We start from the raw sequence: 14,960 nt of genomic DNA, 5'->3' as shown, positions 1-14,960 counted from the left end.
GTTCGTTTTAGACTGTGCCGCGTGCCACGCGTCTCCGAAGAGCACCTCACCGCCCGCCGCGAGCAGATCCTCGCCGCGGCCCGCGCCTGCTTCCTGCGGCGCGGCCTGCACAACACGTCGATGCAGGACCTCATCCAGGAGGCCGGCCTCTCCGTGGGCGCGGTCTACCGGTACTTCAAGTCGAAGAACGAGATCATCAACGCCATTTCGCAGACGGTGGCCGGCGGGCTCGCGGCCGTGCTCACCGAGATCGCCGCGGACGACGGCCTCACGCTGCTCGACGCGATGTCCCGGGTCCTCGACGTGATCGACGAGCAGGTGAGCCCGGCCGGGAACTTTCCGCTGGCGATCCAGGTGTGGAGCGAGGCGACGCTGGACCCGGCCATCGCGGCCATCGTGCGCGAGCGCTACCTGGAGCTGCGGAAGCCGTTCGTGGTCATCGCGAAGCGGGCCGTCGCGCGCGGCGAGGTGAGCGCCGACGCGGATCCCGAGGCGGCGGCGGCCGTGTTGTTCGGTTTCATCCCCGCCTACGCGACCCAGCGACAGCTCGTCGGTTCACCGGACAAGGAGACGTTCCTGACCGGCGTACGGGCCCTGCTAACCCGCTGAGGTCAGCTTCTCGGCGATACGGGCGAAGCCGGCGCGCACCTCGGCCTCGGTCGGCGGCCGGCCGGGCGTCGTACGGCGCGGCTGATCCCGGTCGAAGGTCTGCGCCTCGAGGTCGTCGGTGCTGGCGTCGTGCGGCGCACCGGACTTCGCCAGCGCCACCTCGTCGCGGATCGCCTCCGCGTCGGCCAGCGGCAGCAGCGGCTCCACCACGGCCATGAGGTCCTCGTCGGCGACCACGGCCTGGGCCAGGGCGAGCGCGTGCGGGCGCTCGTACGGCCCGCAGACCAGTGGCTCCCACTCCTCGTCGTCGCCGAGCGCACCGATGGTGATGATCCACGGCAGGTTCGCCACCGGCGAGTCCGGCGGCAGGTGCAGCGTCACGAGTGTGCCCACGCGCTCATCATTCCGGGCGGTGGTGCCGAATCCAGGTATTTTGCCCCACCGGGGCAGTTTTATCGTCAGCTGACAGGTCGACGACCCGGCCGTGCGGGCTGGTGGCCGCCCACGCCGCCCCGAACAGCAGGATCTGGTTGAAGACATAGAGGTAGACCAGCAGCCCGACGGCGCTGGCGACCAGGCCGTACGCGGGGTTGCGCTGGATCAGCCCGACGAACGACTTGCCCACGGTGTTGAGCAGGTAGATGCCGATGCCGACCTGCAGCACGGGCGGGGCCATCCGCCGGGCGGTCATCCGCAGCCGGGGCACCGCGGCGAGCAGCGCGGCCGCCAGCAGCATGTTGATCGCGATCGTCAGCACGGTGCTGATGATCGACAGCAGGAGGTTGGCCCGGCCGTCGGAGATCCAGTCGAGCAGGGACTCGAGCCCGTACACGGCACCGACCGAGATGATGAGCAGCAGCAGGATGCCGAGCAGCACGAGCAGGTCGACGGCCTGCCGGATGCCGATGTAGCCGGGCTGCTCGTTGAGCCGCCAGATCAGCCGCTGCGACGAGCGGATCGCCTCGACCCAGCCGATGCCGGTGAAGACCAGGCCGACGATGCCGACGATGCCGACCGTACGGCCGCTGTCCAGGATGGCGGCCACGTCGAGGAAGGGCAGGTTCTCGTCGAGGAAGTCCTGCACGATCTCGAAGAGCCGGACGTTGTTGTCGATGAGGACGCCGAAGACCGAGTAGCCGATCAGCGCCAGCGCGAAGACGGCGAAGAACCCGTAGTAGGCGATGGCCGCGGCGAGGCGTCCGCCCAGCACCTCGTCATACCGCAGCGCCGCCCGGCAGAAGTGGTCGAAGTACCGGGAGCGGTGCCGCAGGGCCATGATCCGCGCCTCGACCGCCGCGTACGCCCGGTCGATGGCGTTCACGCGGGAGACCGTACCCAATGGGACGGGGATCTAAGGCTAACCACCGAGCTTGTAGTCGCGGCGGCGCTGCCAGGGGCCCTCGCCGCCGGCGGAGAGGTCGTGCGAGAACAGCGTGAACGCCGGCACGTCGAAGCGGGCGTCGAAGTCGGCCAGGTCGTCGAAGACCGCGTCGAGGGCGTCGCTCGGCACGTCCTGCGCGACCGTCACGTGCGGGTGGTACGGGAACCGGGCGTCCCGGTGCACCCCGTCGGCGGCGGCGATGGCCGCGGCGAGCAGCTCGCACTCGCTGATGCCGACCGCGAGCGTCACGAAGACGACCTCGGTGACCGGCCGGAACGTGCCGGTGCCGCGCAGGTGGATGGTGAACGGCTGCTGCGCCGCGGCGATCTTCTCCAGCTGCCGCTCGATGCTGGGCAGGTCCGCGCCGGCCACCCCGGTCGGGCCGAGCAGCGTGACGTGCGCCGGGGTGTACGCCGCCTGCGGGTCCCCCGCCTCGTGCCGGCGCCGGGTCAGCTGGGCACCCCACGGCGGCGGGATGTCGATCGCGACCCCGATCCGCGTGGTGGCCGCGTCCGTCTGCGCCACCGGTGTCAGGCTCCGCGGAACGGGCTCAGGAACCCGATGTTCTGGTACGCCTGGGCCAGCGTGACCGCGGAGACCGCCCGCGCCTTGTCCGCGCCGATCGCCAGCACCTTGTCGAGATAACCGGGGTCCTCCAGGAAGGTGCGGGTGCGCTCCTGGATCGGCTTGACGAACTCCACGACGATCTCGGCGAGGTCCTTCTTGAGGTCGCCGTAGCCGCGGCCGTCGTACTGCTCGAGCAGCTCGTCTATGGTCCGCCCGGTGAGCGCCGCGTAGATGGTCAGCAGGTTGCTGATGCCGGGCTTGTTCTCCTCGTCGTAGAGGATCTCCCGGCCGGTGTCGGTGACCGCCGACTTGATCTTCTTCGCGGACCGGGACGGCTCCTCGAGCAGCTCGATGATGCCGTTGGGCGAGGACGCCGACTTGCTCATCTTCGACGTCGGGTCCTGCAGGTCGGTGATCTTCGCGGTGTCGCGCACGATGTACGGCGACGGCACGGTGAACGTCGGCCCGAAGCGGGTGTTGAAGCGCTGGGCGAGGTCGCGGGTGAGCTCGAGGTGCTGGCGCTGGTCCTCGCCGACCGGCACGGCGTCGGCCTGGTAGAGCAGGATGTCCGCGGCCTGCAGGATCGGGTACGTGAACAGCCCGACGCTGGTGGTGTCGGAGCCCTGCTTCGCCGACTTGTCCTTGAACTGGACCATGCGCCCGGCCTCACCGAAGCCGGTGATGCAGCTCAGCACCCACGCGAGCTGGGCGTGCTCGGGCACGTGCGACTGCACGAAGAGCGTGCAGCGCTCCGGGTCGAGCCCGAGGGCGAGCAGCTGGGCCACCGACAGCCGGGTCCGGTTCCGCAGGGCCACCGGGTCGTGCCCGGCCGTGATCGCGTGCAGGTCGACGACGCAGTAGAACGCGTCCGCCGTCTCCTGCATGGCCACCCAGTTGCGGACCGCGCCGAGATAGTTTCCGAGGTGGAAGGAGTCGGCGGTCGGCTGGATGCCGGAGAGCACCCGGGGACGGCGGTCGGCGTCGGACATGAGCGCCATTGTGTCAGTTCCGGCGGGACCGTCAAACGCCCCTCCCGACCCCCGGGCGATGTTCGAACGTGTTGACTTATGAGCGTTCTTGGGGAACGCTGGACGGTGGTTCGTCCGCTACGAAAGGTCGTGTGGTGAAACTTCTGGTCACCGGGGGCGCGGGATACATCGGCAGCGTCACCAGCCGCCTGCTGCTCGACGCCGGTCACGAGGTCGTCGTCCTGGACAACCTGAGCAACGGCTTCCGGGACGCGGTCGCGCCGGGTGCGACCTTCGTGCAGGCGGACATCGCCGACGCCGCCTCGGTGCTCACCCCGGACGCCGGCTTCGACGCGGTGCTGCACTTCGCCGGCCTCATCCAGGCCGGCGAGTCGATGGTCAGGCCGGAGCTCTACTGGGACCACAACGTCCGCCGGTCCCTCGCGCTGCTGGAGGCCGTCCGCGCGGCCGGGGTGCCGCGGTTCGTCTTCTCCTCGACGGCCGCCGTCTACGGCAACCCCACCGAGCTGCCGATCACGGAGGAGGCCACCAAGGCCCCGACCAACACGTACGGCGCCACCAAGCTGAGCTTCGACTACGCGCTGACCTCCGAGGCGTTCGCGCACGGGCTGGCCGCGGTGTCGCTGCGCTACTTCAACGTGGCCGGCGCCCTCCTCCGCGAGGACGGCGCCGTCGGCGAGCGGCACGACCCGGAGACCCACATCATCCCGATCACGCTGCAGGTCGCCGCGGGTAAGCGGGAGAAGCTGCAGCTGTTCGGCGACGACTACCCCACCGCCGACGGCACCTGCGTGCGCGACTACATCCACGTGCACGACCTGGCCCGGGCCCACCTGCTCGCGATCGACGGCGCCACCGGGGGCCAGCACAAGATCTACAACCTGGGCAACGGCAACGGGTTCTCCAACCGCCAGGTGGTCGAGGCCGCCCGCGAGGTCACCGGCGCCGAGCTGCCCGTCGAGGTCGCACCGCGGCGCGAGGGCGACCCCGCCACGCTGGTCGCCTCCTCCCAGCGCGCCCGCGACGAGCTGGGCTGGGTGCCGGAGAAGCCGACGCTGACGGAGATGATCGGCGATGCCTGGGAGTTCTACCGAGCCCACGTCGCGTGATCTGATCATCGTCATGACTGTCGCGTCCTCGGCCGCAGCGGCCTTCGAGTCCACCTTCGGCAGCGAGCCCACCGGCCTGTGGGCGGCGCCCGGCCGGGTCAACCTGATCGGCGAGCACACCGACTACAACGACGGCTTCGTGCTGCCGTTCGCGCTGCCGCAGCAGGTCGTGGCGGCCGCGGCGGTGCAGGAGGGCCCCGGCTGGACGGTGTGCTCCGACTTCGCCCCGGAGCCGGTGACGTTCGCGTCGTCGGAGCCGGGCGAGGTCAAGGACTGGGCGGCGTACGTCGCGGGCGTCGTCTGGGCGCTGCAGGAGGCGGGCTTCGACGTGCCGCCGGCCCGCATCGCGCTCGCCTCGGACGTGCCGGTCGGCGCCGGGGTCTCCTCCTCGGCGGCGCTGGAGTCCGCGGTCCTGACCGCGCTGGCCGACCTGGGCGGCCTGGACCTGCCGGTGGCGAAGCGGCCCGCGCTCGCCCAGCGCGCCGAGAACGTCTACGTCGGCGCACCCACCGGGATCATGGACCAGTCGGCCTCCATCCGCTGCGAGGAGGGCCGGGCGCTGTTCCTGGACTGCCGCTCGCTGGAGGTCGAGCAGATCCCGTTCGACCTGGCGGCCGCGGGGCTGGCCATCCTGATCATCAACAGCAACGCGCCGCACCGGCACGTCGACGGCGAGTACGGCGCCCGCCGCCGGTCGTGCGAGGAGGCGGCCCGGATCCTCGGCGTCCCGGCCCTGCGTGACGTGACCGGCGACGGGCTGGACGCGGCGCTCGCGAAGCTCGACGACGAGGTGATGCGCCGGCGGGTGCGCCACATCGTCACCGAGAACCAGCGGGTGCTCGACACGGTGGACCTGCTCCGCTCCGGCCGGGTCCGCGAGATCGGGCCGCTGATGACCGCCTCGCACGCTTCCATGCGCGACGACTTCGAGATCACCGTCGCCGAGGTGGACGTGGCGGTGGAGGCGGCGCTGGCCGCGGGCGCGTACGGGGCCCGGATGACCGGCGGCGGCTTCGGCGGGTGCGTGCTGGCGCTCATCGACGCCGAACGGGCCGATGCCACCACTGTCGCCGTCGAACGGGCGTACGCGGTCCGCGGGTTCACCGCGCCGACCACCTGGCCGGCCGTGCCGGGGCCGGGCGCCCGCCGCCTCTGAGGCGCGCATATCCGCCCGTTCCGCCGGGTAAGCGCAGGGGCATGACAGACGCATCGGAAGAGCACCGGCCGAACGAGTACGGCTTCTCCGGCGGCGCCACCGCGCCCGAGCCCGAGCCCCGGTCCGAGCGGACCGACGACGTCGACGGCGAGGCCATCGCGGTGCCCGCGGGCGACCTCACCGGCGCGGTCAGCCACGCGATCGAGGACGCCACCACCGGCGGCGACGACGACCGCTAACGCGGCAGGGGCTGCGGCTCCGCGGTCGGCCCGTGCACCGCGGGCCGACCGGCGGTCCAGTCCACCCGGTCGAGCCACAGCTGCCGGCCGGGCGCGACGCTGCCGATCGCCTCGGGCGGCCAGGCGTGGTAGAGCAGCCAGGTCTCGCCGGCCGGCGTGGTGACCAGGAAACTGTGGCCCGGTCCGGCCGCCGCGGGCGACGACGTGAGGATCGGGTTCTCGGCGGCCTTGCGGCACGGGCCCAGCGGGCCGTCGCACTCGGCGTAGCCCATCGCGTACACGTCCCGGTCGAAGGCGTTCGCCGAGTAGAACAGGTACAGCTTGCCGTCGTGGGCGACCATCTGCGGCGCCTCGATGACGTGGTCCTCCCAGGCCGCGTCGTTGACGAGCAGCCGCACGGTCTTCCCGGTCAGCTTGCGCCCGTCGTCGCTCAGCCGGCTGCCGTAGAGGTACGTGGGCTGCCCGATCGCGTTGCCGTCGTTCTTCCAGTAGAGGTACAGGTCCCCGCCGGGGTCCCGGTACGGGCTGGCGTCGATCGAGCCGCCCTCGTCGGCCTGGCAGATCAGCGGCTCGGCGCTGTCGTCGACGAACGGGCCCTGCGGGGTCTTCGAGAACGCGACCCCGATGCACTGACGCCCGGCCGCCGTGGACCGGGCGGTGTAGTAGAGCAGGTAGCCGCCGTCCCCGGCGATGACCTCCGGCGCCCAGGTGTTGCCGCGCTCCGCCCACGTGCCGACCGCGGGCAGCGCGTCGCCGGCCGGGGTCCACGTGACCAGGTCCGGCGAGGTCAGGATCGGTACGTTCCGGGTGGCGTCGTTGGTGCCGTACGCGTACCAGGTGCCGTCGACCAGGATCGCGCCCGGGTCGGGGAAGTTCTCCAGGAACACGGGGTTGGTGAAGGTCTTCACGACCGGCGCCTCCTCGGGTGCGGCGGAGCTGCCGCTGCTGCACCCGGCCAGGAGCAGCAGCGACATCAGGGCGACGCGGGTTCTCACCACCGGCTGAACCGAAGGTAGTCGAACGACGCGGTGACCGCGGGAGTCGCGCCGCCGTGGGCCACGAGCCCGATGCGCGGGGTGGTGTCCGCGGGCAGCGTCCACACCCCGCCCCACGTCCAGGTACGCCCGTCCCGGCTGACCCCGGCGCGGTACTCGTGCTCGCCGTTGCGCGGGTCGACGTGGTGGGCCAGGCGCAGCCAGGTGGTGGTCAGCCCGGGGGTCCCCGCGATGGTCCCGCCGTACGAGGTGCTGCCCGCGTACGGGATCTCGTGGCCGAACTCGACCTGCCGGGTGTTCCAGATGGCGACTGCCGAGAGCCGGGCGAACTGGTCGTCCCCGGCGTACGCGATCAGGCCCGCCTGCTGGTAGTTGCGCACGGTGTCCTCGCCCAGCGGAAGCGTCAGCTTCGTCTCGGCGATCCAGCTCCCCGGCGGCGGGGTACGCAGCAGCACCCCGGCGTTGTTCGACGTGCCGGTCAGGTCGGCGTCCTGCACCGGCCAGCGCAGCTGCCCTGCGGAGATCGTCACCGCGGGGTCCGGCCGCACCCAGGTCCAGCCGGGCGCCGCCGTGCGGAACTCGTCGGAGTAGGCGGGCAGCGGCCGGCCCGGGCGCGGCTCGCGGGCCGAACCGGAGTCCCGCCCGTCGGAGGCCCACGCCCCGGCCCGGACGGTCGGCCAGCCGCCGATCCAGTCGAGCCGGTCGACGAGCATGGGCCGCTCGTTGATCCCGAACGGCTCGTCCAGGTACGGGTCGCCACGGTCGATCGCGTGGTAGACCAGCCAGTCCTGCCCCCGCGCGTCGGTGACCAGCCCGTTGTGCCCGGTGCCCACCCAACGGTTGCCGTTCGGTGCGACGACCGGGGTGCCGCCGGCCCGGGACACGTTCAGCGACTGGCCGAGCTTGTCCACGAACGGGCCGCGCGGGTCCCGGGAGCGCCCCGCCGACACCGAGTAGCCCGTGGTGGGCCCGGCACAGCAGTTGGCCGACGAGGCGAACAGGTAGTACCAGCCGTTGCGCCGGACCACGTACGCGCCCTCGAACTTGTTGTCGATCGCCACCCGGGTGGGCGTGCCGACGGTCCGCAGCCCGTCCGCGGTCAGCCGGCTCACCCAGATGCCGCCGAAGTAGCTGCCGTAGTACAGGAACTTGCGGCCGTCCGGGGTGACGAGCTGCGCCGGGTCGAACGTCCACCACCAGCCGCCGTCGCCGGAGGGCCGCGGCGCGACGACCGGCGTGTCCACGAAGGTCCACGGCCCGGTCGGCGTCGGCGCGGTGGCCGCACCGATCGCCGAGGCGCCCGGCGCGACGGTGGTTTCCGTGACGGTCACGTACATGACCCAGTGGTTGCCGGCCTTGCGGACGTCGGGCGCCCAGAACGCGGTGTTCTCCGCGGCGAACGCGGGGCGCTGGCCGGCCGTGAACGCGTCACCCACGTACGTCCAGTGCTTGAGGTCTTTCGAGCGCGCGGTGGGGATCCGGTGCGCGACCTTCTCGCCCTCGCGCAGCGGGTCCGTGGTGCCGTACGCGTACCAGAAACCGTCGTCGCCGCGGACGACCATCGGGTCGGCGAACGTGTCCGCGAAGCTCGCGGACACCGGGTTGTGCCCCACCCGGGAGCCGGCCTGCGCGGCGGCGGGGGTGAGCGAGACGAAAGCCGCGACGAGCGCGGCGGTGAGCCGTCGCATAGGTCAGCCTTTCAGTCCGGACCGGGAGACGCCCTCGATGATGTAGCGCTGCGCGATCACGAACAGGATCAGCACCGGGATGCTGGCGATCGCGGCGCCGGCCATGATCACCGGGTAGTTGATCGTGTACGCGCCCTGCAGGATGGCCAGCCCCGGCGGCAGCGTGAAGTTGCCGGGGCTGAACAGCACGTAGACCGGCCAGATGAAGTCGTTCCAGTTGGTCAGGAACGCGATCACCGCGAGCGTGGCCAGGGCGGGTTTCGACAGCGGCAGGATCACCTTGGTGAAGATCTGCCAGGAGTTGGCGCCCTCCAGCACGGCCGCTTCCTCGAGCTCGCGCGGCAGCGACTGGAAGAACTGGCGCAGGAAGAACACCCCGAACGCGCTGGCCGCCCCCGGGACGATCAGCGCCCACAGGCTGTCCAGCCAGCCCAGCCGGTCCACCATCAGGAAGTTCGGGATGATCAGCACGAACGACGGCACGAACATCGTCGCGATGATCAGCGCGAAGATGGCCCGCTTGCCGCGGAACTCCATGCGGGCCAGCGCGTACGCGGCCATCGACGCCACCGCGAGCACGAGCAGCGCCTGACCGGTCGCCGCCAGCATGCTGTTGAGGAACCAGCGCAGCACCGGCGTCTGCGACCCGCCGCTGAAGATCGTGTCGTACGCGCCGGTCGTCGGGGACTGCGGCAGCAGCGTCGGCGGCACCCGGGTGGCCTCGTCCGGGGTCTTGAACGAGGTGATGAGCATCCACACCACCGGGGCGATGAAGACCAGGCTCAGCCCGCTCAGCATGGTGTACCAGGCGATACCTCTGACTCGGCCCATGCCCTCAGTCCTTCGTCCGGAAGAGACGGAACGTCACCATGCTGATCAGCAGCAGCGCCAGCGTGAGCAGGTAGCTCATCGCCGCCGCGCTGCCCATCCGGTAGCTGCGCAGGCCCTCCTCGGCGATGTACATGATCGCCGTACGGGTCTCCACGCCCGGCGCGCCCTGGGTGATCAGGTACGCCTGGCCGAACATGTTGCTCGACGCCAGAATCGTGTTGATCACGACGAACAGCAGTACCGGCCGCAGCCCGGGCAGGGTCACGTGACGGAACTCAGCCCAGCGGCCGGCGCCGTCCACCTTGGCCGCGTCGTACAGTTCCCGCGGGATGTCCTGCAGTCCGGCGATGTAGATGACCGCGTTGAAGCCGAGCGTCCACCACACCGTGACGCCGACCAGCGACACCCACGCCCAGGGCAGCCCGGTCGTCCACGCCGTCGAGTCCGGTAGCCCGATCGCACCGAGCAGCGCGTTCACCGCGCCGAGGTTCGGGTCCAGCAGGAAGCGCCACAGCACGCCGATGACCGCCACGCCCAGCACGTACGGCGCGAAGTACACGGCGCGGAAGACCGTACGGCCCTTGAACGAGCGGTTGAGGATCAGCGCGATGCCCAGCGGGACGACCACCAGCAGCGGCACGCTGAACACCGTGAAGATGCCGGTGGCCTGCATGCTCTGCCAGAAGAAGTCGAACACCGGCGAGGTGCTGCTGAACAGCGCCTGGTAGTTGTCCAGCCCCACGAACGGCTTGCCCGGCAGCAGGTAGTCCCAGTCGTGCAGGCTGATCCACAGCCCGTACGCCGCCGGCGCCAGCGTGAACGTGACGAACAGCAGCGCGTACGGGGCCAGGAACAGGTACGGGGTCAGGCCGGGCCCCCGCCTCGGCGCCGCCGCCACGGGCGCCGAGGTTCCGGTGGTGGTCTCCGCCAGCACGTCCACCATGGCGGATCAGCCGCCGTACTTCTTGCGGTTCTGCTCCAGGATCTGGCTCGCCTTGGCGGCGGCGTCGGCGAGCGCCTTGCCGGGCTCCTTGCGCAGCAGGATCGCCTCGTTGATCGCGGTGTCGATGGTGGCCATCGCGTCCGGGATGCCCGGCACCGAGGGCGGGAAGTGCAGGTTGTCGATCTGCGACCCGATCGCCGCCTGCTCCGCGAGGCCCTTGAACTCGCCGCCCTCGCGGATCTCCTTGCGGGCGGGGACCTGGCCGCCCTTGGCCCACTCGATCGAGTTCTTGCTGATGAAGTTGATGAAGACCTTGCCGGCCTGCAGCTTGTTCGCATCCGGGGTGCGCTGCTTGAACTGCACGAAGTTGTGCGATCCGGCCCAGGCCGCCGGCTGCGTGCCGATCGTCGGCAGCGCGCTGACACCCCAGGTCAGGCCCTTCACGCCCTTGAGCGTGTTGATCGTCCAGATGCCGTTCCAGTTGAACGCGGCCTTGCCGTTCTGCAGCGCGATCAGGTCGGCGTCCTGGGCGACGTTCTTCGGGCTGTAGCCGTTCTTCACCAGGTCGGTGAGCCAGGTGAGTGCCTGCACGCCGGGCGCCTCGGCGAACAGCGGCTTGGTGGCCTGCTCGTCGAAGAGCTGCCCGCCGAACTGCCAGGTCAGCGACTCGAACTGCATGGTGCCGGTGAACGGGAACGGCGTCGCCCAGTGCCCCTGCACGCCCTTGCTCTTGAGCGCGTCCAGGGCCTTCATGTAGTCGTCCTTGGTCTTCGGCGGGTTGTCCGGGTCGAGACCCGCCTTCTCCAGGACCGCCTTGTTGTAGAACATGCCCAGCGGGTGCACGTCGAGCGGGATCGCGTACCGCTTGTTGTTGTAGACCCCGGCCCGCCACACCGGCGGGGAGAAGTCGTCCTCCTTCAGCTGCAGCGACGCCGCCACGTCGTCGAGCGGCAGGACGACACCGCGCGCGGCGTTCGTGGCGACCTGCTCGACGTGCATGATGCCCAGGTCGGGGCCGTTGCCCGTGGAGACCGCGGCGGGGACCTTCTGGTAGTAGTCGGCCCACTCGTACACGTTCATCGTGACTTTGATGTTGGGGTTCTCGCTGTTGAAGCGGTCCACCAGCGATTTCATCACCGGGCCGTCGCCGCCGGTGAAGCCGTTCCAGAAGGTCAGGGCCACGTTCGGCCCGGTGTAGTTCGTCGCGGCGGGCTGTGCCTGGCCGCCGCCGCCGACGACCGGGTTGGGGCCGTCGTCGCCGCAGGCGCCGAGCAGGACGGCGCCGCCGGCGCCGACGCCGAGACCGAGCAGGCCCCGGCGGGACAGGTGTGGTTTCACGGTTTCTCCTCGGAGGTGAAGCGGAGCGCGTGCCAGGAGACGGGAGGGAGAAGGACGGTCGCTCGCCCGCCGTCGAGGGCGGGCATTTCTTCGGTACGGGCACAGACGCGGTCAGGCGCAGCAGCGGTGTTCACGATGGACGGGTCGGGTTCGGCGAGCGCGATGTGCTCCCCCGCCCGCAACCCGGGGAACGCCCGCAGATCCAGCTCCAGCGGCACGGCGTCGGTGCCCCGGTTCACGGCGAAGATCGTCAGCTCGCCGCTCGCCTCGTCGCGCGTGGCGACGGCGTCGACCGCGGGCACGTCGCCGAACCGGCCGGTGGCCATCGTCGGGCCGGTCAGGGCCGCCCGCAGCACGGTCCCCCGGGCCAGCCGGGCGGTGTGCGCGAACGGGTGGAAGATCGTCTGCCGCCAGGCCGGGCCGCCGGCGGTCGTACGGATCGGCGCGATGATGTTGACGAGCTGCGCCTGACACCCGATCTTCAGCCGGTCGGCGTGGCGCAGCATGCTGATCAGGAGGTTGCCGACGACCATCGCGTCGGTGACCGTGTAGTCGTCCTCGATCAGCGCCGGCAGCTCCTCGATGCCCCGGTCCTCCGGCTCGGTGAACTGCGACTGGTACCAGACGTTCCACTCGTCCAGCGCCAGGTTGATGCGCTTGGTGCGGCGCAGCTTGGCGCGTACGTGGTCGGCGGTGGCGATGATGTCGTCGACGAACCCGTCCAGGTCCACGGCGGACGCCCGGAAGCTCGCCTCGTCGTGCTTCGCCGGGTCGTAGTACTGGTGCAGGCTCAGATAGTCGACCTGGTCGTACGTCTCCTCCAGCACCGTGGCCTCCCACGCCGCGAAGGTCGGCATGTCGGCGTTGGAGCTGCCGCAGGCGACCAGCTCGATGGTCGGGTCGACGCGGCGCATGGCGTGCCCGGCGCGGGCGGCGAGGCGGCCGTACTCGCGGGCGGTGAGGTTGCCGATCTGCCAGGGCCCGTCCATCTCGTTGCCCAGGCACCACAGCCGGATGTCGTGCGGCTGCCCGACCCCGTGCTTGCGGCGCAGGTCGGCGGCGGCGGTCCCGTCGGTCAGGTTGCAGTACTCGACCAGCTCGGCCGCCTCGGGCACCCCGCGGGTGCCCAGGTTGACCGCCATCATCGGCGCGACCCCGGCCTGCCCGGCCCAGCGCATGAACTCGTTGAGCCCGAACGCGTTGCTCTCCAGCGACCGCCAGGCCAGGTCCAGCCGGCGCGGCCGGTCGCCCACCGGCCCTACCCCGTCCTCCCAGCGGTAGTTGGAGACGAAGTTCCCCCCGGGGTAGCGCACCAGGCTGACGCCCAGCTCGCGGACGAGGTCCAGCACGTCGGTCCGCAGCCCGTCGGCGTCGGCGCTGGGGTGGCCCGGCTCGAAGATGCCGGTGTAGACGCAGCGGCCCATGTGCTCGACGAACGAGCCGAAGAGCCGCGGGTCGACCTCGCCGCAGGCGAAGGCCGGGTCAAGCGTCAGTCTCGCGGTGATCACGTATCACTCCCGTCGCACCGGTGTGTGCCGTCTCACAGGTTTACAACGTTGGAACCATCGTTGTAAAGATCTCGACACGCCGTCGTTACGCGGGTGGACCTCCAGGTGGGGCGGGTTTCTGCCCGGGTGTCCGGGTTGCGCCTGCCGTTTTTCCGAATACCGCTGCTACCCGGCCGCCCGGTTGCTCAGCGGCCGAGCGTGCTTTCGCGGGCCTTCAGCTCATAGGGCACCCGCAGCTCCCGCGGAGGCGTCCCGGAACCATCGCCGCTGCCGTCGCCCTCGGGCTTCGTCTCACCCAGCCGCTCCGCGAGCAGGTCCACCGCGAGCCGGGCGAGCTCCGCCGTGTCCGGCGCGATCGTGGTCAGCGTCGGCGTGCTGAACCGCCCGTCCTCGATGTCGTCGAAGCCCGCGACCGCCACGTCCTCCGGCACCCTCAGGCCGCGCTCCAGCAGCGTCCGCAGCGCACCCAGCGCCAGCACGTCGTTGAAGCCGAACACCGCATCCGGCGGCTCCGGCCCGTCCAGCAGGGCGGCCATCGCCGCGGCGCCGTCGACCCGGTGGAAGCTCGCCACCTCGGCCACGAGCCGCGGATCCTCCGGGATGCCCGCCTCGGCGAGCGCCGCCCGGTAGCCGGCGAGGCGCTGATGGGCGGTGACCGCGGAGGGCAGGCGCTGCGCCCCGATCGCCGCGATCCGGTGGCGGCCCAGCCCGATCAGGTGCCGGGTGACGTCGGCGGCCGCGGCGGTGCTGTCGATCGCCACGTGGTCGGCCGGCCCGTGCCAGATGCGCTCCCCGAGCAGCACCATCGGGGTGTCACCGGTGGTGGACAGCTCCTCACCGGCCAGCGCGAGCGGGCTGAAGATCAGGCCGTCGATGGCGTGCCGGCGCAGCCCGGCGACCAGGTTGCGTTCCCGGTCGGCGTGGCCGTCGGTCTGGTCGATCAGCACGGTCCAGGAGCGCCGCTCGGCGGCCTGCACGATCAGCCCGGCCAGCTCCGCGAAGTACGGCGACTGCAGCTCGGGCACGGCCAGCGCGATCACCCCGGACCGCCCGCTGCGCAACTGGCGCGCGGCGACGTTGGGGATGTACCCGAGGGCGTCGATGGCCTGCTGCACCCGCGCCCGCGTCCCGGGCGACACGTGCACGTACCCGTTGACCACGTTCGACACGGTCTTGATGGACACACCGGCGCGCGCGGCCACGTCCTTCAAGCCCGGCGGCACCCGCCTCGCCCCCTCATCGACGATCGACCGTCGCCCGCCCGTGCGGGTCCGTCGGGCTTACCGTAGCCCGCCCGCGCGGGTCCGTCGGGCTTACCGTAGCCCGCCCGCGCGGGTCCGTCGGGCTTACCGTAGCCCGCCCGCGCGGGTCCGTCGGGCTTACCGTAGCCCGCCCGCGCGGGTCCGTCGGGCTTACCGTAGCCCGCCCGCGCGGGTCCGTCGGGCTTACCGTAGCCCGCCCGCGCGGGTCCGTCGGGCTTACCGTAGCCCGCCCGCGCGGGTCCGTCGGGCTTACCGTAGCCCGCCCGCGCGGGTCCGTCGGGCTTACCGTAGCCCGCCCATGGTCACCGGCGCGCCACCCGGCCGGGGCCGTCCCACAGAACGGCC

Annotated in this window: 15 protein-coding genes; 4 read left to right on the top strand and 11 right to left on the bottom strand. The window is 71.3% G+C overall.

What is annotated here, in order from left to right; genetic code table 11:
* Positions 1–21 precede the first annotated feature (21 nt).
* A complete protein-coding gene (locus IT780_RS06825) occupies positions 22–609 on the top strand; it encodes a TetR/AcrR family transcriptional regulator (protein ID WP_199510531.1) in 588 nt (195 codons plus the stop codon).
* Here IT780_RS06825 and IT780_RS06820 read toward each other — a convergent pair.
* From IT780_RS06820 to trpS, 4 genes are read right to left on the bottom strand one after another with little or no spacing between them, the layout of a single operon-like run.
* Complete coding sequence (locus IT780_RS06820) at positions 598–1,002, bottom strand: hypothetical protein (RefSeq protein WP_199510530.1); 405 nt, start codon at positions 1,000–1,002, stop codon at positions 598–600. The genes IT780_RS06825 and IT780_RS06820 overlap by 12 nt on opposite strands.
* A 7-nt stretch (positions 1,003–1,009) precedes the next feature.
* A complete protein-coding gene (locus tag IT780_RS06815; RefSeq protein ID WP_199510529.1) occupies positions 1,010–1,930 on the bottom strand; it encodes a YihY/virulence factor BrkB family protein in 921 nt (306 codons plus the stop codon).
* Positions 1,931–1,966: 36 nt separating this feature from the next.
* Positions 1,967–2,515: a 2'-5' RNA ligase family protein gene (locus IT780_RS06810; RefSeq protein WP_307831073.1), complete on the bottom strand. Its 549-nt coding sequence runs from the start codon at positions 2,513–2,515 to the stop codon at positions 1,967–1,969.
* Positions 2,516–2,520: 5 nt separating this feature from the next.
* Positions 2,521–3,546 carry a tryptophan--tRNA ligase gene (gene trpS, locus IT780_RS06805; RefSeq protein WP_199510528.1) on the bottom strand — a complete coding sequence of 342 codons (1,026 nt, stop codon included), beginning with the start codon at positions 3,544–3,546 and terminating at the stop codon, positions 2,521–2,523.
* Between the two features lie 134 nt (positions 3,547–3,680).
* On the opposite strand from trpS, the gene galE reads away from it, so the two are divergent.
* From galE to IT780_RS06790, 3 genes are read left to right on the top strand one after another with little or no spacing between them, the layout of a single operon-like run.
* Positions 3,681–4,655: a UDP-glucose 4-epimerase GalE gene (galE, locus tag IT780_RS06800; protein WP_199510527.1), complete on the top strand. Its 975-nt coding sequence runs from the start codon at positions 3,681–3,683 to the stop codon at positions 4,653–4,655.
* 13 nt (positions 4,656–4,668) lie between these two features.
* Positions 4,669–5,811 (top strand): galactokinase, encoded by a 1,143-nt coding sequence (gene galK / locus IT780_RS06795; protein WP_199510526.1) that lies wholly within the window; start codon positions 4,669–4,671, stop codon positions 5,809–5,811.
* A gap of 41 nt (positions 5,812–5,852) precedes the next feature.
* Entirely contained in the window at positions 5,853–6,050 is a 198-nt protein-coding gene (locus IT780_RS06790; RefSeq protein ID WP_199510525.1) for a hypothetical protein, read from the top strand.
* On the opposite strand, the gene IT780_RS06785 is transcribed toward IT780_RS06790, so the two are convergent.
* The 7 genes from IT780_RS06785 to IT780_RS06755 form a co-directional block, all read right to left on the bottom strand.
* Positions 6,047–7,048, bottom strand: a complete 1,002-nt coding sequence (locus IT780_RS06785; protein WP_199510524.1) for a glycoside hydrolase family 43 protein — start codon at positions 7,046–7,048, stop codon at positions 6,047–6,049. The two genes, IT780_RS06790 and IT780_RS06785, sit on opposite strands and share 4 nt — an antisense overlap.
* Entirely contained in the window at positions 7,042–8,733 is a 1,692-nt protein-coding gene (locus IT780_RS06780; protein WP_199510523.1) for a glycoside hydrolase family 43 protein, read from the bottom strand. Before IT780_RS06780 ends, IT780_RS06785 begins: the two co-directional genes overlap by 7 nt.
* Positions 8,734–8,736: 3 nt before the next feature.
* A complete protein-coding gene (locus IT780_RS06775; protein ID WP_199510522.1) occupies positions 8,737–9,564 on the bottom strand; it encodes a carbohydrate ABC transporter permease in 828 nt (275 codons plus the stop codon).
* Positions 9,565–9,568: 4 nt separating this feature from the next.
* Entirely contained in the window at positions 9,569–10,507 is a 939-nt protein-coding gene (locus IT780_RS06770; RefSeq protein WP_199510521.1) for a carbohydrate ABC transporter permease, read from the bottom strand.
* Positions 10,508–10,513: 6 nt separating this feature from the next.
* A complete protein-coding gene (locus IT780_RS06765) occupies positions 10,514–11,845 on the bottom strand; it encodes an ABC transporter substrate-binding protein (protein WP_199510520.1) in 1,332 nt (443 codons plus the stop codon).
* A complete protein-coding gene (arfA, locus tag IT780_RS06760; RefSeq protein ID WP_199510519.1) occupies positions 11,842–13,353 on the bottom strand; it encodes an arabinosylfuranosidase ArfA in 1,512 nt (503 codons plus the stop codon). Before arfA ends, IT780_RS06765 begins: the two co-directional genes overlap by 4 nt.
* Before the next feature lie 185 nt (positions 13,354–13,538).
* Positions 13,539–14,576 (bottom strand): LacI family DNA-binding transcriptional regulator, encoded by a 1,038-nt coding sequence (locus IT780_RS06755; RefSeq protein WP_199510518.1) that lies wholly within the window; start codon positions 14,574–14,576, stop codon positions 13,539–13,541.
* Positions 14,577–14,960 lie beyond the last annotated feature (384 nt).

The organism is Nucisporomicrobium flavum, from assembly GCF_016464385.1.
In the GTDB taxonomy this organism is placed as follows: Bacteria; Actinomycetota; Actinomycetes; order Mycobacteriales; family Micromonosporaceae; genus Actinoplanes; species Actinoplanes flavus_A.
This window is presented reverse-complemented; position numbering and strand designations above follow the sequence as displayed.